Raw genomic sequence first — 18,908 nt, forward strand, 5'->3', positions numbered from 1 at the left:
TGCCCCCGGTGGGTACACCGGGGGCATGACTGACAACCTTCGCTCTGTCGCGCTCGCTTCTTCCTGCGCCGCCTTCGTGGCGGTGCCGTGCCTCGGTGCGCTGCTGGGCCGCGGGGAGCAGACCCAGCGGTACGACACGGTGATCACCCCGCCGGATTACGCGTTCGCCGTGTGGGGCCCGATTTTCGCGGGTTGCGCCGCGTCGACGGTGGTGCAGTGCCTGCCGGGCGGCCGCGGTGATCCGATGAGCCGGCGTACGGGGTGGCCCTTGGCCGGCGCCTACGCGGCCAACGCCGTCTGGTCGGTCGCCGCGCAGAGCGGCCGTTTCGGTCTCACGCCGGTGTTGCTGCCGGTGGCTACGGCTTTCGCCGCGGTCGCGTACGGCCGGGCGCAGCGGGTGGCCCTGGCCGGTCGGGCGTCGCTGACGCCGGCGAGCACCGGCTTGCTGCTGGGCTGGACGGCTTTGGCCAGCACGGTGAATCTCGCCGCGGGCGTGGTGGCTTCGGGCGTACGGAAATCGGATCCGCGTCTGGTGTCCGCCTCGACGGCTGGGGTGCTCGTGGCTTCGGCCGCGGTGGCCGGGGAAGTGGCCCGCAGCCGGCGTGGGCGGGTGCCGTTGGCGTTGGCGTCGGCTTGGGGGTTGGCGACCACCGCGCTGATGCGCAGCCGGCCGCTGGGGGTGCGTGTGGTGGCGGCCGGGGGGACCGCTGCCGTGCTGGCCGCCGCTGTTCGCCGGGCCTGAGCGATTCCGACATATGGCTGTGGACAACCGGCTTCCCGAGCTTGACACCGCGTAAGGTCCCCCGACAACGCCCCGAGGTGGGCGGGGGCTCGGGATGGGGGGCGGGGCGATCTTGAACCGGGCGCGCGCTCAGCTCGGCCGCAGGGGGCGCCACCAGCCGGGGTTGTCGCGATACCAGCGGACTGTGGTGGCCAGACCCGAGGTGAATTCGACCCGGGGGCGCCAGCCGAGTTCCTGGCGGATCTTGCTGTCGTCGACGGCACGCCGGAGGTCGTGGCCGGGGCGGTCGGGGGTGTGTTCGACCTTGTCCGAGCCGGTGTCGAGCTCGTCGAGCAGCACGCCGGCCAGGTCGCGGTGGGTCAATTCGAGGCTGCCGCCGATGTTGTAGACCTCGCCGGGGCGGCCGCCGGTCACGGCCAGTGCCACCGCCTGGATCAGGTCGTGGACGTGCAACCAGTCGCGGGTGTGGGTGCCGTCGCCGGTCAGGACGGCCGGGCCGCCGGTGAGCAGGCTGGTCACCAGGCGGGGGATCAGCTTCTCGGGGTGCTGGTTGATGCCGTACGTGGTGGTGGGTCGCAGGATCGTCACCGGGAGCCCGTGGGTGCGGTGGGCGGCCAGGGCCAGCAGGTCGGCTGAGGCCTTCGTGGCGGCGTAGGGCGTGGTCGGCTGCACGGCGGAGCGCTCGGTCCAGGCGCCGGTGGGGATCGACCCGTACACGGCATCGGTCGAGATGTGGATAAATCGGGCGGTGCCGTATCGCCGGGCGGCATCGAGCAGGACCTGGGTGCCGAGCACGTTGGTGACCACGCCGTGCTCGGCCGCGAAGTGGACGATCGTGTCGTGCCCGCGGGCCACGACGTCGACCAGCGCGCTCTCGGCCACGTCACCGGGGACGAAGTCGAGGCGCTTGTCGTGGGCCACCGGCCCCAGGTTGGCGAAGTTCCCGGCGTACGTCAGCTTGTCGATGACCGTGACCGACGCACTCTCCAGGCCCGGCAGACGACCGGCCAGCATCGCCCGCACGAAGTGCGAGCCGATGAAGCCGGCACCGCCGGTGACCAACACGTTCATCTGTAACGACTCTACCGGCGCCGGGTGACTGCCAATGGGTGGCTTGTGCGGCTAGTGTTTCGTCATGGAACGGCGAATTTTCGGCCTCGAGACCGAGTACGGCGTCACGTGTACTTACCGGGGGCAGCGGCGGCTGTCTCCCGACGAGGTGGCCCGCTACCTGTTCCGCCGAGTGGTGTCCTGGGGACGCAGCAGCAACGTCTTTCTCCGTAACGGTGCCCGTCTCTACCTCGATGTCGGATCCCATCCCGAATACGCGACACCCGAGTGTGATTCCGTGACCGACCTGGTCGCCCACGACCGTGCCGGCGAGCGCATCCTCGAGGGCCTGCTGGTCGACGCCGAGAAACGCCTGCACGACGAGGGCATCGCCGGCGAGATCTACCTGTTCAAGAACAACACCGACTCCGCCGGCAACTCGTACGGCTGCCACGAGAACTATCTGGTGTCGCGGCACGGCGAGTTCGGCCGCCTCGCCGACGTCCTCATCCCGTTCCTGGTCACCCGCCAGCTGATCTGCGGCGCCGGCAAGGTGCTGCAGACCCCGCGCGGGGCGGTGTTCTGCCTGTCGCAGCGGGCCGAGCACATCTGGGAGGGTGTCTCCAGCGCGACGACCCGGTCCCGCCCGATCATCAACACCCGCGACGAGCCGCACGCCGACGCCGAGCGCTACCGGCGCCTGCACGTCATTGTCGGTGACTCGAACATGAACGAGGTCACCACGCTGCTCAAGGTGGGCAGCGCCGACATCGTGCTCCGCATGATCGAGGCCGGCGTCGTGATGCGCGACCTGTCCCTGGAGAACCCGATCCGGGCCATCCGCGAGGTCAGCCACGACATCACCGGTCGCCGCAAGATCCGCCTGGCCAACAACAAGGAGGTCAGCGCGCTCGAGATCCAGCAGGAATACCTGGCCAAGGCGACCGAGTTCGTCGAGCGCCGCGGCGGTGACCCGACCGCCAAGCGCGTCGTCGAGCTGTGGGGCCGGGTGCTCAACGCCATCGAGAGCGAAAATCTCGACCCTGTGTCCCGTGAGATCGACTGGGTGTCGAAATACAAGCTGATCGAGCGTTACCAGGCCAAGCACCAGATCCCGATGAGCCACCCGCGGATCGCCCAGCTCGACCTGGCCTACCACGACGTGCGCCGCGGCCGCGGCCTCTACGCGCTGATGGAGAAGCGCAAGCAGGTCGACCGCATCTCCAACGACCTCGAGATCTTCGAGGCCAAGGAGACGCCGCCGCAGACCACCCGGGCCCGGCTGCGGGGCGAGTTCATCCGTCACGCGCAGGAGAAACGCCGCGACTTCACCGTCGACTGGGTGCACCTCAAGCTCAACGACCAGGCGCAGCGCACCGTCCTGTGCAAAGACCCGTTCCGCGCCTACGACGAGCGGGTGGAACGCCTCATCGCCAGCATGTGACCGGGGGTTAGGCTGGCCGGGCGATGAGCACGCCCGACCAGCCTCCTTCCCGCCTCGAGCGCAAACGCCGCCGCATCCAGGCTGAAGTGCGCCGTAACCGCGAGGGCGGCCACCGCGTGCCGACCTGGGTGCTGGCGGCCGTCCTCGGTGTGGTCCTGCTCGGCTGGCTCTACCTGATCGTCACTGCGTAGGGCACAGCGCGTCCTCCAGCAGCTGCCGCACGGTGGCCTTGGCGGGGCGGCCGGTGCCCCAGGTCACCGACAGGGTGACCGCGTGGTCGGGGCCGGTCGCGAAGGTCCAGGCCGACGCCCCGAGCGCGTCACCCATGTGCCCGTAGGCGGTGCCGCAGCGCAGGCTGAGAAACTCCAGCCCGTATCCGCGTTGCGAGGGCTCCTCGATCGTCTTCATCCGGGCCAGCAGACCGGGCGGCAGCGTCGTGAGGAAGCGGTTCAGGTCGGCCGCGGTGGTGATCACCTCGCCGGCCGCGCCCATCACCGACGGGTTCAGCTCGGTCACGTCGATCACGCCGGCGGCCCCGTCCGGCACGTAGGCGTGCGCGTGCGGGCCGGGAATCCGGGTGCGGGTGCCCGGGAAGATGGTCTGGCGCAGGTGCAGCCGCCGGTATGCCTCGGCGGCATAGGTCCGGCCGGTGACCCGCTCGATGAGCATGCCGAGCACGAGGTAACCGGTGCTCGAATAGGCGTAGCCCTCGCCCGCCTCGAACGTCGGCTGCTGCGCCGTGGCCCGCGCGATGAGCTCCCGCGGCGTCCACGTCTTCCAGCGCAACGGCAGGAACGCGCTCGGCGGGCGCAGCGGCAAGGTCTGCGTCACGTCGAACAGGCCGCTGGTGTGGTTGAGCAGCTGGCCGACCGTCACGCCGTTGCCGGGCGGCAGCAGACCCGGCAGCCAGCGGTCGACCCGGTCGTCGAGGGTGAGGCGACGCTCGGCGACCAGGTGCATGACGACGGTCCCGATGAGCATCTTGGTCACACTGCCGGCCCGGAACCGGCCGCGAGGATCAACCGGCTCCTCCGCGCCGAACCGGGCCGAGCCGCTGGTCAACCTGATGATCCGGCGGCCGTCACGGACCTCGGCCAGCGCGCCGACCGGGCCCCCGGCCACAACGGCGTCGAGGTCACGCTGCAACACGCCGCCGGTGGCACCGGCCGGAGCAGGCAAGACGATCAAAGCGGCGGCGGCAAGCCCGGCCACCCAGGGTCGATAGGACATTGATGCGCTCCTTGGCGAAGACGGCGATTGAACTCAGCCTTGTCATCGACGCCGTCACGAGCCATCAGGCATCACCCCCAGAACACCCGTAAGTCGCATGCCTGGTCGAAAGCGGATACGTCTCGGAGTGCTAAGTCCAAAGCGGATGTCGTGGCGGGGTGGTGGGTGCGGACCGCTGCTTCCGCCGAGGGCCGCGGCGGTGTGAGCTGGGCGCTGGCGCGCCCAGAGCGCTCACCCCACCACGGCGACGTGCGTGAGCGGTTGCGCTCAGAACCACGTCGGTGGCGGGCTCGGTGGGCACTCGTTCGGTTCGGGGCGTCTGGCCGAAGCATCGTGGGCCGAGCCGGAAGGTCAGCTTTCGCGGGCCACCAGCGGCTGGGCTCCGGGCTCGGTCCCGTGTGCCGGTGGGGAAGTCGCTAAAAACGGTTGGTCAGGGTGAGGTCGTGGAAGCGGGTGATCGCGGCGATCCGGCTGTTGTCGGTGGTGAGGACGATGATGCCGGCTGGGGCGGCGTCCAGGGTGGCTCGGAACGCGGGGCGGCCGTTCGCTCGGGTGGGGGAAAGGGTGAGGGCGCGGCCGGCGGCGTGGGTGGTGCTTGCTCGTAGGAAGGCGGCGATCGCGGGGCGGCCGTGGTATTCGTGCGGGGCGGGCGGCATGCTCAGCCAGGCGTCGTCGGTGAGCAGGGCGACCACGCCGTCGACGTCGCCGGCTGTGAAGGCGGTGGCGAAGCGGCGGGCGACATCGTCGTCGGTGTCTCGGGGGCCGGGGCGGACGGCAGGCACGGCGGCGCGGGCTCGTTGCAGAGCACCTTTGACGGCGGTTGCCGTGGTGCCGAGCATCTCCGCGACCTCGTCGGCCGGGTAGCCGAGGACGTCCCGCAGGATCAGGGTGGCGGCCTGGCGTGGCGGCATGCGCTGCAGGGCGGCGACGAACGCGAGCTCGACGGCTTCCCGGGTCTCGTATCGGGCGTCGGGGCCGGGGGAGTGCTCCGGCACGCCGTCGAGCAGCCGGTCGGGGTACGGCTGAAGCCACCGCACCTCACTGAGCCGGGTCGGCGGCGGCACGGGGAACGGGGGCACCGGCTCGGATGGCACCCGTCGTGCGTTGTCGCGCAACGTGTTGAGGCAGCGGTTCGTGGCGATCCGGTAGAGCCACGTGCGCAGGGACGCCCGGCCCTCGAAGCCGCCCAGGCCGCGCCACGCCGCGAGCATCGTCTCCTGCAGCGCGTCCTCGGCCTCGGTGAGCGAACCGAGCATCCGGTAGCAGTGCAGCAACAGCTCGCGTTCGTGCGGGGCGGTCAGCGTACGGAAAGCATCGCCGTCGCCGCCGCGCGCCTGGTCCAGCGTGGCCTGATCCACCCGAAAATTCCACCACACGACCGTTCCGCTTCCGCCGGGGCCGGTGTCTGTACCGGCGAAGAACCCCGAACGAATCGGAGACACCGTGAGCACTGCGCTGGAGACCGCCCTGGCCTACTACGAGGCGTGGAAGGGTCACGACCTCGACCGAGCCTTGACCTACATCGCCGACGACATCGTTTGCGACGCTCCCGCCGGCCGCTTGGAGGGGGCGGACGCCTACCGGGCCTTCCTGACGCCGTTCGTCCGGATGCTGAAGAGCACGACCCTGCTGGCCGCATTCGGCGACGACGAGAAAGCCCTGATCATGTACGACGCCGAGACGATCCCAGTGCCGTCCGCACCCGGCGCCGAGTGCGTCACCGTCAAAGCCGGCAAAATCGTCCACAGCCGTTTCCTCTTCGACCGCGCCCCGTTCGAGGCCGCCCGCCGGGCCGGAGCTGCCTGACGCCGGCATGTGGCCGGGTCTCAGCGTGCGGGCTGGTTCGCCGCGTTCCGTTCGAGGCTGCCCGCCGCCGAGCGGAACCGTGACGCCGGCACGTGGCTTCCGCGCTGCGGCTCAGCGCGCGGGCCGTTTCGGTGGGGCTCTGTGGTGGTGCTTCGGCGTGGGGTCGGTTCAGTGTGGCGGGCGTGTCGGCTGTCGGGCGGCCTCGGCTTCCGGGTGGCTCAACGTCTGGCTGCGGCGAGCACTGCGGCGAGTTGCTGCGCCACCTCGGGACGGGAGAGCATTTCGGCGTACCGCTGGACGTCGTCAGCCACCGGTGGGCCGCCGGCCTGAGGTGCGGCTTGCTCGTCGACTCTCACGGCGAGCTGCACGGGAACGCCCAACCGCCGGCGCAGAGCCTCGACGATGGCCGGGCGCAGCCGCGCCTCGAGAACGTCACGCGTGAACGCGTCGGGGACCGCCACGAGCGCGACGCCCTCGACGATCGCGGTCAGGCGAGCCGCCCGGAGGTAAGTCTGCTCCTGGTTGGACGTCACCTCACCCGCCAGGTCGCGCAGGGTTGCCGCCCACAGCTCGTCCAAGCCGCCCAATGTCCGTGCTCGTCCGATCCCGGTCAGCCACTGGCCGACGGTGAGCCCGGCCGCTGAGGCGGCTGAGGAGAACTGGGCGTAGTCGGCTGCGCTGATGTCCACGGTCGGCATCGACCCATCCAACGCCGCAAAGACGCGACACGCGAGCCCGTAGCCACCGACACGCGCGGCTGTCTGCGGCTTCCGCGCGGCAACTGCTGGTCACGAACGCGGCTCCGCCGTGCCGCAATCATCTCCGGCTGTTCGAGGTGGAGGATGGGCTCGGCCGGTCGAGCTGGGTGTCTACTCGGGGGCTTCGCCGGCCAGGCCGATCAGGTTGCCTTCGGGGTCGGTGAAGTGGGCGACCATGAGCTTGGTGCCGGGGGAGCGGACCGGGCCCATCACCCGGGTGCCGCCGAGGCTCTCGGCTTTGGCGAGTGCGGCCTCCACGTCAGGGACACCCACGTAGAACACCGTGTGCGGCCGGTAACCGGCGCCGCCGCCCACGCCGCCCGGGATGGTGTCGCTTTCGGTGAAGCCGTAGTTGCCGGCCTCGGACACGGGTTCGGCCACCGGCCCGCCCGTGGCGAACTCCCAGCCGAACAGCTCACCGTAGTAGCCGCGCAGCCGGCCCGGATCGCCGCCGATGATCTCGAAGTGCACAACCGGCTGTCCCATGATCGCCCCCGCTGTGGTGAGTGCCGACCTCGACCATCATGCCAAGCGTCGCCCGGATCGGCGGTCCGGCAGCGCGCTCAGGTGTCAGTGCGTTGTGGGGCGCGGGGCAGGGGGATTTCCCGGAGCGGGTCTCCGCCGTCGACGAACAACCGGGCGCCGGGCCGGGTGGCCTGAGCGAGCCTGGACAGGACGCGCGTGCCGAGGGCGGGATGGCGACCGTCGAGCGCGCCGACCCGGATGGCGAACACCAGATCGTACGGGTCCTCGCCCGGGTCCAGGACGAAGTCCTCGGCGGCGGCCCGGCGCACACTCAGGCGGCCCGCGGCGATCTCCGCCGCCGAACCGGCCGTGGCCTGTGCGATGGCGGCCGCCGACCGGTCGATGGCCAGGATGTGGCCCTCGTCGAGCCGGGCCGCGACGAGCCGTGCCGCAACGCCGGGGCCGCAGCCGATCTCGAGGACGCGCAGATGCGGCCGCAGCGGCAGCGCGTCGACGATCAGGCGAAGGCGGGACGACGCTGAAGCCGGCACAACCGCCACCCTAGGCCCTGGTCCGGACCGCTCGATCTTGCTAGGTGAGCCGCCGCCTCCCCCGCCCACCCAGGGACGTGGGGGTGACAGTACGCCCTTGTCAAGGGGCGGGCGGCTGGTTGTCCACAGGGCTGCGAGTGCGGGAAGCGGGGCTTGGGTCAGGAGTGGGTGGCTCGTTCGTGCTGGCGTTCGGCGTCGATGGCGTCCGGGGCTCCGCCGAACTCGTCGGCCACCTCGCCGGATACGGCGGGCTCGGCGGTGGCGGCCAGGTGGGCGTCGGCGGCGGTCAGGGTGCGGTGGGCGGTCGCCAGGACCAGGACTCCCAGCAGGACGGCACCGGCGCCGGCGATGAACGGGACGTGGATGTTCCAGTGGTCGACCATTTTGCCGGCCGCGAAGGGGGCCAGGCCACCGCCGATGAAGCGGACGAAACCGTACGTGGCCGAGGCGATCGGGCGTTCGACCGGGGACACCAGCATGACCGCCTGGGTGGTCAGCGTGTTGTTGATGCCGACCATGATGCCGCTCAGGATGACGCACACGATCAGGGCCCAGCGCACGTCGGTGAACAGGCCGATCAGCAGCAGCAGCACGGCGAAGCTGCCCAGCGCCCCGTACAGCGACGGCGCCGTGCCGAAGCGGGCCTGCAGGCGCGGTGCGCCGACGATCGAGAAGATGGCCACGAGCAGGCCCCAGCCGAAGAAGACGAAGCCGAGCTGGATCGCCGAGAGCTCCATGGGGTACGGCGCGTAGCCGAGCATCGTGAAGAAGCCCCAGTTGTAGAGCAGCGCCGTCAGGCAGATCGTCAGCAGGGAGCGGTGCTTCAGGGCCAGCAGCGGCTCGGCCAGCGAGATCTTGCGCGGTGGCGGCGGAGTTTTGTCGAGCAGGGTCACGGTGGCGATCAGCGCGATGGCCATCAGCGCCGACACGCCGAAGAACGGGCCCCGCCAGCTGATGTCGCCGAGCAGGCCGCCGATCAGCGGGCCGGCCGCGATGCCCAGGCCGAGCGCCGCCTCGTAGAGGACGATCGCGCCGGCGAAGCCGCCGGAGGCGGAGGCGACGATGACCGCCAGCGACGTGGCGATGAACATGGCGTTGCCGAGGCCCCAGCCGGCCCGGAAGCCGACGATGCCGCCGATCGAGCCGGACAGGCCGGCCAGCGCCGAGAAGACGACGATCACGGCCAGGCCGGTGATCAGGGTGCGTTTGGGACCGATGCGGCTGGACACCCAGTTGACGCCGAGCATGGCGATCGCGGTGACCACGAGATAGCTGGTGAACAGCAGGCTGACCTGGCTCGGGCCGGCGTGCAGCTGCGAGGAGAGCGCGGGCAGGATCGGGTCGACCAGACCGATGCCCATGAAGCTCACGACGCAGGCGAACGCGACCGCGAAGACGGCCTTGGGCTGTTTGAGGAGGGAAGCAGGCACGAGCCAAATCATAAGCGCCTTATGTATCGTGCCGCAAAGCGATGAGACGGACGAGACTGACCGGATGAGCGACATCATCGATCCGGCTGTCAGCGACTACCTGCTCGAGCACTGCACCCCGGCCGACGACGTGCTGCGCGACCTGGCCGCCGAGACCCGCGACACGTTCCCCGGCGAGGCCGGCATGCAGATCTCGCACGACGAGGGCGAGCTGCTCACCATGCTGGTCAAGCTGACCGGCGCCCGCCTGGCGGTGGAGATCGGTGTCTTCACCGGCTATTCGTCGATCTGCATCGCCCGCGGCCTGCCCAAGGACGGCCGCCTGCTCGCCTGCGACGTCTCCGAGCGGTTCACCGACGTGGCCCGCCGGTACTGGGCCCGCGCCGCCGTCGACGACCGCATCGAGCTCACCCTCGGTCCCGCGCTCGAGACCGTGCAGGCTTTGAGCACCGACCCGGTCGTCGACTTCGCCTTCGTCGACGCCGACAAGACCGGCTATCCCGGCTACTACGACGCGCTGATCCCGCGTCTGCGGCCCGGCGGTCTGATGGTGCTCGACAACGTGCTGCGCGGCGGACGGGTGCTCGACCCCGAGCACGAGCCGGACGTGGTGGTGCGCGACCTCAACAACCGCATCGTGTCGGACGACCGCGTCGAGTCGGTCATGCTTCCCGTACGGGATGGGGTGACGCTCGTCCGCAAGCGGGGTTAGCAACCGGATCGCACCGGAGAACCCTCCGATTCTCCCCCGGGCGCACCGATCCTGATGCCATGCCGAAGGCCTTCGCGATGGCCGCCGCCCTGTCCATCGCCCTGTACCAGTTCGTGCCCGACGATCCGTGGTGGGTGGCCGGCTGGCAGATGGGCATCGGCTACGCCGCCGTCGCGGCGATCCTGGTCGGCGCCGGCCGGCTGCCGCGCCGCGACCGGTTGGCGTTCCGGCTGTTCGCGGCCGGGCTGGCCGCGAACGTCACCGGCATCGGCGTGGCGGTGTTCAGCGCCGAGGTGCTGCACCTGTCCGACCTGCCGACTCCGGCCGACCCGCTGTTCCTGCTGCTCTACCCGTTCTGTGCGGCCGGCATCGCGGTGCTGATCCGGCGCCGGGAGACCGGCCGGGACTGGACGGCCATGGTCGACGCGACCACCATCACCACCGGCTTCGGGCTGCTGGCCTGGGTCTATGTGATCGCTCCGGCGGCCGACGGCGGCTCGATGACCATGCTCGGCGAGGCGACCCAGGTCGCGTACCCGATCGGCGACCTCATCATGATCGCGATGATGGCCCGGCTGCTGCGCGGCGGCGGCCGGCGCGGGGCGGCGTTCTGGTGGGTGACCGTGTCGCTGGGGACCTTCCTGCTGGGCGACATCGCCTGGGTCGTGGACGGCAACCTGATCGACCAGGGTTATCCGATCGAGGACCTGGCCTGGCTCAACCGGGCCCTCGAGTCGATCTTCCTGGCGGCGTTCGCGATGTTCGGCGTCGGCGCGTTGCACCGGGACGCGCGCACGCTGGGCGCGCCGGCCGGGCCGGCTGTCGCGCGCCTGGGCCGCGTACACCTGGCGCTGTTGACCCTGGCCTCGCTCATCGCGCCGGCCCTGCTGGCCGTGCAGCTGGCCCAGGGCGAGGTCACCGACGGGTGGGCCATCGTGATCACCTCGGCCGCCCTGTTCCTGCTGGTCGTGTCGCGGATGGCGCAGCTGCTGCGGGAGGTCGAGCGGCAGGCCCGGCAGGTGCGCGAGCTGGCCCGGCGCGACGAGCTGACCGGTCTGCCCAACCGGCGGGCCTGGAACGACGAGTTGCCCCGGGCACTCGAGCACGCCCGCCGCGACGGCCGCCCGGTCACCGTGGCGCTGCTCGACCTCGACCGGTTCAAGCTGTTCAACGACACCTACGGACATCCGGCCGGGGACCGCCTGCTCAAGGCGTCGGCCGCCGCCTGGCAGGAGAGCCTGCGGGCGGTGGACACCCTGGCCCGCTACGGCGGTGAGGAGTTCGTCGTGCTGCTGCCGGACGCGACCGAGGCGCAGGCGCACGACGTGCTGGCGCGGGCGCTGGCCTCGACGCCGCTGGGGCAGACGTTCTCGGCCGGCGTGGCCCGCTGGGACGGGCGGGAGACGTCGGACGAGCTGATCGAGCGGGTGGACGCGGCGCTCTACGCGGCCAAGGCGGCCGGGCGCAACCGGATCCAGGAGTGGCGTACTCAGATCAGCGAGGCGGCGAACCGGCCGGCGGCGGCCGCCGCGAGGAAGTAGGCGTAGTCCTGGTCGAGCTTGCGGCCCATCGTCGACAGCGGCACCGGGCTCGAGCGCAGTGCCTCGTCGAGGCCGCCGACCGGCACGCGCGGCAGGCGGTGCCGGGCCGCCAGCGGCGCCAGCGCCGCGTCGATCTCCCCGGCCAGGCCGGGTTCGAGGCCGTCGGGGACGGGCAGGTCGGCCGGGAGCAGGGCCACTTTCCCGTACGCGGTGAGGCTGTGATGGGACACCCCGCGGTGCCGGGGACGCCCGTCGCCGGTCGAGATGCGCAGCGAGCCGACCGGCCGCCCGCCGAGGGTGCCGATCGCGTTGACCGCCTCACCCAGCGCCACCCCGGAGAACCCCCAGGTCGTGCCGGTGCCGAGGTTGCCCGGTCCCTGCGCGACGACGGTGACGTCGGCCCGCAGCACGTGCCGGGCGGCCAGCAGACCGGTGTGCACGGTGCTCGCCTCCAGGTCACCGCCGAACGCCTGGCCGGTCGTGACCGTGCCCGCCAGGTGGTCGCCGAGCCCGTCCAGCGTGCGCGAGAACCAGGCCGGCAGCGCCCCGCCGTCGGTCATGACGTACGCGATCGTGGCTCCGGGCTTGTCGAAGCGCACAGCGGCGACGATGGCCGGCAACGCCGAGTGCAGATCGGCGGTGACCACCGGCATGCCGTCGAGCGAGGTGGCCGCGGCCATCACCGCGCGATGCGGCGAGGCCTCCTCGTCGACACCGAGCCGGATCGCCTGCAGCGGCGTGTAACGGGCCTTGACCAGGTGACCGGAGTCGCGGGTGCCCCCGTCGTCCGGCGGGTCGGCCGGCAACCGATCGGGCAGCGCCACCACCAGCGCGTATCCACCCGTGCCGAGGCCCATCACGAGCGCGCCCACGTTGAGCAGCACGCGGTCACCCTCCCGCGGCTCGCCGACCAGCGCGGGGTAGGCGAGCGCGCGCAGCGGCCCGTCACCGGTGGTGACCTCGAGCTCGACCGCGCCGTGCCACCGCCGCCGGATCGCCCGGACCGTCCCCGACCGCCATCGCACCATGGCCGGAACCCTATTCGACCCCACCGTCGACGTGGTTGCGGCCCGCCACCCCGCGCGTCGGGTCGAGGAACACGAACCGGATGCCCGGGTAGCGGGCCCGCAACCGGCGCTCCGCCTCGTCCGAAGCCGCCTCGATCTCGCCGCCGCTGACGTCGTCCTGGAAGTCGACCTTCGCCGCGACCAGCACGTCGCCCGGGCCGAGCTGCATGGTCAGCAGCGTCGGGACGGACACCACGATCGGGATCGAGTTGAGGTCGGCGGCGATCTGGTTGTGCACCCGGCGGGGCACCGCCCGGCCGACCAGCAGCGACGCATTGCTCTGAGCCAGGATGGCGGCCACCGCGAACAGCAGCAGGCCGATCGCGACCGAGGCGATGCCGTCCCACATCCCGTTGCCCGTCAGCTCGGTCAGGACCAGGCCCGCGGCGGCCAGGATCAGGCCGATCAGGGCGGCCGAGTCCTCGAAGTAGACCGCCTTGACCGTGGTGTCGGGGGTCAGCCGCAGGAAACGCGACCGGGTGATGCCCCAGCGCCGCGACGCGCCCGTGACCTGGCGGCGGGCCCGCAGGAACGACGTGCCCTCGGCGACGAACGAGACGGCCAGCACGACGTACGACCAGAGGAACTCGCCGGTCTCCTCGCCGCGCACGATCGTCTCGATGCCGTGGTAGATCGAGAACCCGGCGCCGCCGACAAAGGTGAACACCGCGGCGATGAAAGCCCAGACGAAGCTCTCCTTGCCGTACCCGAACGGGTGTTCTTCGTCGGCCGGCGCCATGCCGCGGCGGAGCGCGACGAACAGGAAGACCTCGGTGATGGTGTCGGCCAGCGAGTGCGCCGCCTCGGACACCATGGCCGCCGAGCCCGAGAGCAGGCCGGCGACCAGCTTGGCGACGGCGATGGCGAGGTTGGCCAGGCCGGCGACGATGACCGTGCCCACACTCTCGTTCTCCGGCGCTTCGGACCCTTCGGGCGAATCGCTCGGATCGAGCGGCGCGGCCCCGGCCAGACCGACCGGGAGCTGCTCTTCTGGGGTTTCCGCGGTGCTCACCCAGGCCTACCTTTCCGCTGCGGTCCGGTGGGAAACCGGCCGGTGATGGCGCGTACGTCACTTCCGCGTCCACCCTGCTAGCGTTGCCAATCGTGTCGCGCACCCGCACCGAGCGCCTGGTGAATCTGGTGATCTGCCTCCTGTCGACGCGTCGGTTCCTGACCGCCGCGCAGATCGCCGCGACGGTGCCCGGTTACGAGCACGACCCGGAGGACCCGCGCGACCACGAGGCCTTCCAGCGCAAGTTCGAGCGGGACAAGGCCGAGCTGCGCGAGCTGGGGGTTCCCCTCGAGACCGGTACGGCCAGCGTGTTCGACCAGGAGCCGGGCTATCGCATCGCGCACCGGGAGTACGCGCTGCCCGACATCATCCTCGAACCCGACGAGGCCGCCGCCGTGGGCATCGCGGCCCGCCTCTGGCAGCACGCCGGTCTGGCCGCCGCGGCGTCGTCCGGCCTGGCCAAGCTGCGCGCGGCCGGGGTCGAGGTCGACCCGCAGGCCACGTTGGGCGTCGAGCCGGTGGTGACCGTCGACCCGGCGTTCGGGCCGCTCACCAGCGCGGCCCGGGACCGCCGGGCGGTGACCTTCAGCTACCGGGTGCCCGAAGTGGACGATCCGGCCACCCGCCGGCTCGAGCCGTGGGGCGTGGTCTGCTGGCAGGGGCGGTGGTATGTGGTGGGCCACGACCGCGACCGGGCCGCCACCCGCTGCTTCCGGCTCTCGCGCATCGTCGGCGCGGTGAAGGGCCTGGGCCGGCCGGGCGCGTTCACCCCACCCGAGAACGAAGACCTGATCAGCCACGTCGCCAAGTGGTCGGGCCCGGTGCCGCACAACGGCCGGGCCACCGTCACCGCGCGGCCGGGCAAGGCGGCCGGGCTGCGGCGCTGGGCCACCGAGTCGCGGCCGGGGCCGGACGGCGACCGGCTGACCATCCCCTACGCGGACGCCGAGCGGCTGGCCTCGACGATCGTCGGCTACGGGCCCGACGTACGCGCCGACGGGCCCCCCGAGGTGCGCGACGCAGTCATTCAACTGTTGAAGGAAGTCGTCGCCCGGCATGAGGTGGCGGCATGACGGACTGCACCGTAGTCAGCGCAGCGCTCGCAGGGCCAGGACGGCATGCCCACGGAGGCTCAGCATGACGGACTGCACCGTAGTCAGCGCAGCGCTCGTAGGGCCAGGACGGCATGCCCACGGAGGCTCAGCGTGACCGGCCCGAGGCACAGTGGGGATCGGCTCGGGCGGCTGCTGTTGCTCGTACCGTATCTGCTGGCCCGGCCCGGGATCCTGGTCGCCGAGGCGGCGGCCGACCTCGGGGTCAGCGAACGCCAGCTGCGCGAGGACCTCGAGCTGCTGTGGGTGTGCGGCCTGCCCGGCTACGGCCCGGGCGACCTGATCGACATGGCGCTGGACGGCGACCGGGTCACGATCAGCCACGACGCCGGCATCGACCGGCCGCTGCGGCTCACCCAGGACGAGGCGCTGGCCCTGGTGGTGGCGTTGCGGATGCTCGCCGAGACCCCCGGCACCGGTCACCGCGACGTCATCGAGCGCGCCCTGGCCAAGATCGAGAACGCGGCGGGCGACCTGGCCGGCGCACCGGTCGCGGTGAAGCTGCCGGCCAACAGCAAACGGGTCGACAACGTACGGGCCGCGGTCGGCACCGGCCACGCGCTGCGGATGACCTATTACACGGCCGCCCGCGACGAGACCACCGAGCGCGTCGTCGACCCGATGCGGGTGCTGATGGTCGGCGGCAAGGCCTACCTCGAGGCGTGGTGCCGCCGGGCCGAGGCGACCCGGCTGTTCCGGATCGACCGCATCGACGACTTCACCGAGCTCGACGAGCCGTCCCGGCCGCCCGCCGAGGCCGTCCCGCACGACGTCAGCGACGGCGTCTTCCACCCGACGCCCGACCTGCAGCTGGTTACGCTGCGGGTGGGGCGGGGGAGCCGCTGGATCACCGAGTACTACCCGGTGGAGGAGGTGACCCGCACCGGCGGCGAGGAGTGGGTCGTGACGATGCGGGTGACCGACCTGGGCTGGGCCCAGCGGCTGCTGCTCGGTCTCGGGCCCGACGTCACCGTGGTCGGCCCGCCCGAGCTGCTGCGCCGGATCCGCGAGCAGGCCACGGCCGCGCTCGACCAATACAGCACCCCCGGCCGGTAGGGTGGCCCGGTGCTGATGTGGATCTGGATCGCCGTGGTCGTGCTCGCCGTGATCATCCTGGGGGCGTTGGGCGTACGCCTGCTCGGCCGCCTCGACGGGCTGCGCCGGGCCGCCGTGCGTCTGCAGCGGCGCCAGGCCGACGCGGCCAAGCTCCAGCAGAGTGCCCTCGTGCTGCAGGAGACCGTGGCCGAGGTGCAGAAACGGGCTGAGCTGATCCAGGAGCACGCCGTCCTGACAAAGGGCTGACCTGCGTCGTTCCTTCCTCGTTGTCCCAGGTTTCCGGTGATCGTGGCAAACCGGCGAGGGTCCGTGGGCCGCATCACCAGATTCGACACGTACGATGGACCCCGCACAACTGATCCGACCGACTGGAGTTAACCCATGGGCGCCCTCAAGCCATGGCACATCATCATTTTCGTGGTGGTCCTCGTGCTGCTCTTCGGCGCGAAGCGGTTGCCGGACGCGGCGCGGTCGCTGGGCCGGTCGCTGCGGATCATCAAGGCCGAGACGAAGGGCCTGGTCGACGACAACAACGACGTCGCCGAGAAGGCCGAGCCGCAGTATTCGCGCCAGCCGATCCAGGGTGAGGTGCAGCAGCCCGGCGGTTACCAGCAGGCTCCGCCGCCCCCCGCGGGCTACCAGCAGGCTCCGCCGGCCCCGGGTTACCAGCAGGCTCCGCCGCCGCAGGGTTACGCCCAGCAGCCGCCGGCGCAGCCTTATGTCGATCCGGTCCAGCGCACCAACGACCGCTGATCCGCGGGCATGAAGCTAGCCCTTCGCCGACAGGGGCCCACCAAGTTTCAACAGGCCTCCGACGGCTCGATGACGCTCATCGACCATGTCCGGGAGCTGCGTAACCGGCTGTTCGTCGCCTCGATCGGCCTGGTCGTCGGCCTGATCATCGGCTTCATCCTGTCCCAGTGGGTGTTCCACCTGCTGGAGCAGCCCTACTGCCGGTTGCCCTCGTCGATCGCCACCCGCGCCGACGGCACGCAGTACTGCGACTGGGTCGTTCTCAACGTCGCCGACACGCTGATCCTGCGCCTCAAGATCGCGCTCTGGGTCGGCCTGATCATCGGCTCGCCGGTCTGGCTCTATCAGTTGTGGGCGTTCATCGCGCCGGGCCTGCACCGCCACGAGCGCAAGTGGGCGTACGTGTTCGTCGCGATCGCCGCCCCGCTGTTCGCCGGCGGCGGCATCCTGGCCTACTTCGTGGTCGGCCACAGCCTCGCCTTCATCATGGAGGCGGGCGTCCTCGGCGAGGCCACCAAGCTCGAGGTCTCGTCGTATATCGGCTTCGTGACAAATATGATCTTGATCTTCGGGGCGGCGTTCGAGTTCCCGTTGATCTTGCTGATGCTCAACTTCACCGGTGTGGTCTCCGCGCGCAAGCTGCTCGGCTGGTGGCGGATCGTGGTCTTCCTGTCGTTCGCGTTCGCCGCGATCGCCACCCCCGACCCCGGCCCGTTCGGCATGACGCTGCTGGCGTTCTGCATGATCGTGCTCTATCTGATCGCGACCGGCGTGGCGGCGCTCAACGACCGCCGCAAGGGCCGCGGCAAAGAGCTGTACGAGGGACTCGACGACGACGCGATCTCGCCGCTGGAGGAGGAGCGGGTGCCGGTCGGCGCGTCCGACCCGATCGAGGCACTGGCCCCGGTCGACGCACCCGAGCCCGTCGCGAGGCCCCGTCCGCTCGAGGGACGCTTCGACGACATGACGTAGGTCACCCGCCGGGCGGCTATGCTGCCCGGCTGTGACGAACATGGAGATCGCGGTGCTGGCCAACCCCACGGCGGGGCGAGGCCGGCACCGCGATCTGCTTACCGAGGTCCTGCGCCGGCTGGGCGATTCCGGGCGTACGGTCCGGCTCCTGGAGGCCCACAGCGAGGCCTCGGCCGAGGCGGCCTGCCGGTCCGCTGTCGCGTCCGGGGTGGGCGCCGTCGTCGCCGTGGGCGGGGACGGGACCATTCATCGGGCGCTCCAGGCCGTCGCGGAACAACCGGTCGGTTTCGGCGTGGTCCCGGCCGGCACCGGCAACGACTTCGCCGCCGCGGTGGGGATGCCGGCGGACCCGGTCGCGGCGGCCGCGCTGGTGGCCGACGCCCTGGCCGAGGGCCGGGACACCCCGATCGACCTGGCCCGGGCCGTGCTGCCCGACGGCGACGTGCGGTGGTTCGGGGCGGTGCTGGCGGGCGGGTTCGACGCGCTGGTCAACGAGCGGGCCAACCTGATGCGCTGGCCCCGCGGGCCGCGCCGTTACGACCTGGCGATCCTGCTCGAGCTGGCCCGGCTGCGGCCGCGCAAATACCAGCTGGAGCTGGACGGGGAGGACTACAGCTTCGAGGGCATGCTGGTCGCGGTGGGCAACAGCGCCAGTTACGGCGGCGGCATGCGGATCCTGCCCGACGCCGACCCCACCGACGGCCTGCTCGACGTGGTGATCGCGGCGCCGTTCGGGCGGGCGGCGCTGGCCCGGCTCAAACCGCGGCTGCGCCGCGGCACGCACGTCACCGACCCCCGGGTCACCGTCTTCCGGGCCCGGCGGGTCCGGTTGCGGTCCGAGGGCATCATCGCGTACGCCGACGGGGAGCGCCTCGGCCCGCTCGACCTCGAGTTGACGTGCGCGCCGGGTGCGATTCGGTTGCTCCGCTGAATTTGTCATCAGATCACCGGGATCCGGCCGATCGAGGGGGTCATGCAGATCAACTCGCTCAGCTCGTTCGCCAACTCCGCCTTCGAAGCCGCCCGGTCGAACCTCCGGAGCATGGCCGAGGCCGCCGCTTCGTCGGGTGAGCCCACCCCGGCCCCGGCTCCGGCTCCCGCGCCGGCCCCGGCTGCCCCGCCGGTGCCCGAGGCCGCCGCTCCCGTTCCGGGTCAGCGTCAGGGGATCAGCCTCGACGCGTACGCCTAATCGGGACTTTCCCGGCAC

General features: G+C 71.4%; 22 protein-coding genes. 13 read left to right on the forward strand and 9 right to left on the reverse strand.

Features of this window, described 5'->3' with window-relative positions; translation table 11 throughout:
* Window positions 1–25: 25 nt before the first annotated feature.
* Window positions 26–742, forward strand: a complete 717-nt coding sequence (locus NAG42_RS30785; RefSeq protein ID WP_250035515.1) for a TspO-related membrane protein — start codon at window positions 26–28, stop codon at window positions 740–742.
* A 129-nt stretch (window positions 743–871) separates the two neighbouring features.
* Here the strand turns inward: NAG42_RS30785 and NAG42_RS30790 are convergent, their stop codons facing one another.
* Window positions 872–1,813 carry a dTDP-glucose 4,6-dehydratase gene (locus NAG42_RS30790; RefSeq protein WP_250035396.1) on the reverse strand — a complete coding sequence of 314 codons (942 nt, stop codon included), beginning with the start codon at window positions 1,811–1,813 and terminating at the stop codon, window positions 872–874.
* 64 nt (window positions 1,814–1,877) lie between these two features.
* On the opposite strand from NAG42_RS30790, the gene pafA reads away from it, so the two are divergent.
* Window positions 1,878–3,236 (forward strand): Pup--protein ligase, encoded by a 1,359-nt coding sequence (gene pafA / locus NAG42_RS30795; RefSeq protein ID WP_250035397.1) that lies wholly within the window; start codon window positions 1,878–1,880, stop codon window positions 3,234–3,236.
* A gap of 23 nt (window positions 3,237–3,259) precedes the next feature.
* Window positions 3,260–3,427, forward strand: a complete 168-nt coding sequence (locus tag NAG42_RS30800; RefSeq protein WP_250035399.1) for a hypothetical protein — start codon at window positions 3,260–3,262, stop codon at window positions 3,425–3,427.
* On the opposite strand, the gene NAG42_RS30805 is transcribed toward NAG42_RS30800, so the two are convergent.
* The gene (locus NAG42_RS30805) at window positions 3,417–4,466 is read right to left on the reverse strand and encodes a serine hydrolase domain-containing protein (protein WP_250035400.1); all 1,050 of its coding nucleotides are present in this window, start codon (window positions 4,464–4,466) and stop codon (window positions 3,417–3,419) included. The genes NAG42_RS30800 and NAG42_RS30805 overlap by 11 nt on opposite strands.
* A 416-nt stretch (window positions 4,467–4,882) precedes the next feature.
* A complete protein-coding gene (locus NAG42_RS30810) occupies window positions 4,883–5,824 on the reverse strand; it encodes an RNA polymerase subunit sigma-70 (protein ID WP_250035401.1) in 942 nt (313 codons plus the stop codon).
* An 85-nt stretch (window positions 5,825–5,909) separates the two neighbouring features.
* Between NAG42_RS30810 and NAG42_RS30815 the strand changes: the two genes are divergently transcribed.
* Window positions 5,910–6,272, forward strand: a complete 363-nt coding sequence (locus NAG42_RS30815; protein ID WP_250035402.1) for a nuclear transport factor 2 family protein — start codon at window positions 5,910–5,912, stop codon at window positions 6,270–6,272.
* Between the two features lie 218 nt (window positions 6,273–6,490).
* Here NAG42_RS30815 and NAG42_RS45560 read toward each other — a convergent pair whose 3' ends face one another.
* The 4 genes from NAG42_RS45560 to NAG42_RS30835 form a co-directional block, all read right to left on the reverse strand.
* A complete protein-coding gene (locus NAG42_RS45560; RefSeq protein ID WP_438872468.1) occupies window positions 6,491–6,970 on the reverse strand; it encodes a hypothetical protein in 480 nt (159 codons plus the stop codon).
* Window positions 6,971–7,141: 171 nt separating this feature from the next.
* A complete protein-coding gene (locus NAG42_RS30825) occupies window positions 7,142–7,516 on the reverse strand; it encodes a VOC family protein (RefSeq protein ID WP_250035403.1) in 375 nt (124 codons plus the stop codon).
* Window positions 7,517–7,593: 77 nt separating this feature from the next.
* Window positions 7,594–8,046 carry an SAM-dependent methyltransferase gene (locus tag NAG42_RS30830; RefSeq protein WP_250035404.1) on the reverse strand — a complete coding sequence of 151 codons (453 nt, stop codon included), beginning with the start codon at window positions 8,044–8,046 and terminating at the stop codon, window positions 7,594–7,596.
* Window positions 8,047–8,204: 158 nt separating this feature from the next.
* Entirely contained in the window at window positions 8,205–9,476 is a 1,272-nt protein-coding gene (locus NAG42_RS30835; RefSeq protein WP_250035405.1) for an MFS transporter, read from the reverse strand.
* 64 nt (window positions 9,477–9,540) lie between these two features.
* Here NAG42_RS30835 and NAG42_RS30840 point away from each other — a divergent pair, with 64 nt between their 5' ends.
* Together NAG42_RS30840 and NAG42_RS30845 are read left to right on the forward strand one after the other, a co-directional pair.
* Window positions 9,541–10,188 carry an O-methyltransferase gene (locus NAG42_RS30840; protein WP_250035406.1) on the forward strand — a complete coding sequence of 216 codons (648 nt, stop codon included), beginning with the start codon at window positions 9,541–9,543 and terminating at the stop codon, window positions 10,186–10,188.
* Window positions 10,189–10,247: 59 nt separating this feature from the next.
* The gene (locus NAG42_RS30845; RefSeq protein WP_250035407.1) at window positions 10,248–11,729 is read left to right on the forward strand and encodes a GGDEF domain-containing protein; all 1,482 of its coding nucleotides are present in this window, start codon (window positions 10,248–10,250) and stop codon (window positions 11,727–11,729) included.
* Here NAG42_RS30845 and NAG42_RS30850 read toward each other — a convergent pair.
* Together NAG42_RS30850 and NAG42_RS30855 are read right to left on the reverse strand one after the other, a co-directional pair.
* Window positions 11,678–12,757: a DUF3866 family protein gene (locus tag NAG42_RS30850; protein ID WP_250035408.1), complete on the reverse strand. Its 1,080-nt coding sequence runs from the start codon at window positions 12,755–12,757 to the stop codon at window positions 11,678–11,680. The genes NAG42_RS30845 and NAG42_RS30850 overlap by 52 nt on opposite strands.
* A 10-nt stretch (window positions 12,758–12,767) precedes the next feature.
* Window positions 12,768–13,766: a cation diffusion facilitator family transporter gene (locus NAG42_RS30855; RefSeq protein WP_284046150.1), complete on the reverse strand. Its 999-nt coding sequence runs from the start codon at window positions 13,764–13,766 to the stop codon at window positions 12,768–12,770.
* 134 nt (window positions 13,767–13,900) lie between these two features.
* Between NAG42_RS30855 and NAG42_RS30860 the strand changes: the two genes are divergently transcribed.
* From NAG42_RS30860 to NAG42_RS30890, 7 genes are all read left to right on the forward strand, one after another.
* A complete protein-coding gene (locus NAG42_RS30860; protein WP_250035410.1) occupies window positions 13,901–14,881 on the forward strand; it encodes a helix-turn-helix transcriptional regulator in 981 nt (326 codons plus the stop codon).
* Between the two features lie 132 nt (window positions 14,882–15,013).
* The gene (locus NAG42_RS30865; protein WP_250035411.1) at window positions 15,014–15,976 is read left to right on the forward strand and encodes a helix-turn-helix transcriptional regulator; all 963 of its coding nucleotides are present in this window, start codon (window positions 15,014–15,016) and stop codon (window positions 15,974–15,976) included.
* 15 nt (window positions 15,977–15,991) lie between these two features.
* On the forward strand, window positions 15,992–16,222 hold the full coding sequence (locus NAG42_RS30870) for a hypothetical protein (RefSeq protein WP_250035507.1): 231 nt from the start codon (window positions 15,992–15,994) through the stop codon (window positions 16,220–16,222).
* A 135-nt stretch (window positions 16,223–16,357) separates the two neighbouring features.
* Window positions 16,358–16,729, forward strand: coding sequence for a Sec-independent protein translocase subunit TatA (gene tatA / locus NAG42_RS30875; protein WP_250035413.1), 372 nt, complete (start codon window positions 16,358–16,360; stop codon window positions 16,727–16,729).
* A gap of 9 nt (window positions 16,730–16,738) precedes the next feature.
* The gene (gene tatC, locus NAG42_RS30880; protein ID WP_250035414.1) at window positions 16,739–17,701 is read left to right on the forward strand and encodes a twin-arginine translocase subunit TatC; all 963 of its coding nucleotides are present in this window, start codon (window positions 16,739–16,741) and stop codon (window positions 17,699–17,701) included.
* Between the two features lie 40 nt (window positions 17,702–17,741).
* On the forward strand, window positions 17,742–18,632 hold the full coding sequence (locus NAG42_RS30885) for a YegS/Rv2252/BmrU family lipid kinase (RefSeq protein ID WP_250035508.1): 891 nt from the start codon (window positions 17,742–17,744) through the stop codon (window positions 18,630–18,632).
* A gap of 42 nt (window positions 18,633–18,674) precedes the next feature.
* On the forward strand, window positions 18,675–18,890 hold the full coding sequence (locus NAG42_RS30890; protein ID WP_250035415.1) for a hypothetical protein: 216 nt from the start codon (window positions 18,675–18,677) through the stop codon (window positions 18,888–18,890).
* Window positions 18,891–18,908 lie beyond the last annotated feature (18 nt).

It is taken from the genome of Paractinoplanes maris (genome assembly GCF_023544465.1).
GTDB classification, from domain to species: domain Bacteria; phylum Actinomycetota; class Actinomycetes; order Mycobacteriales; family Micromonosporaceae; genus Actinoplanes; species Actinoplanes maris.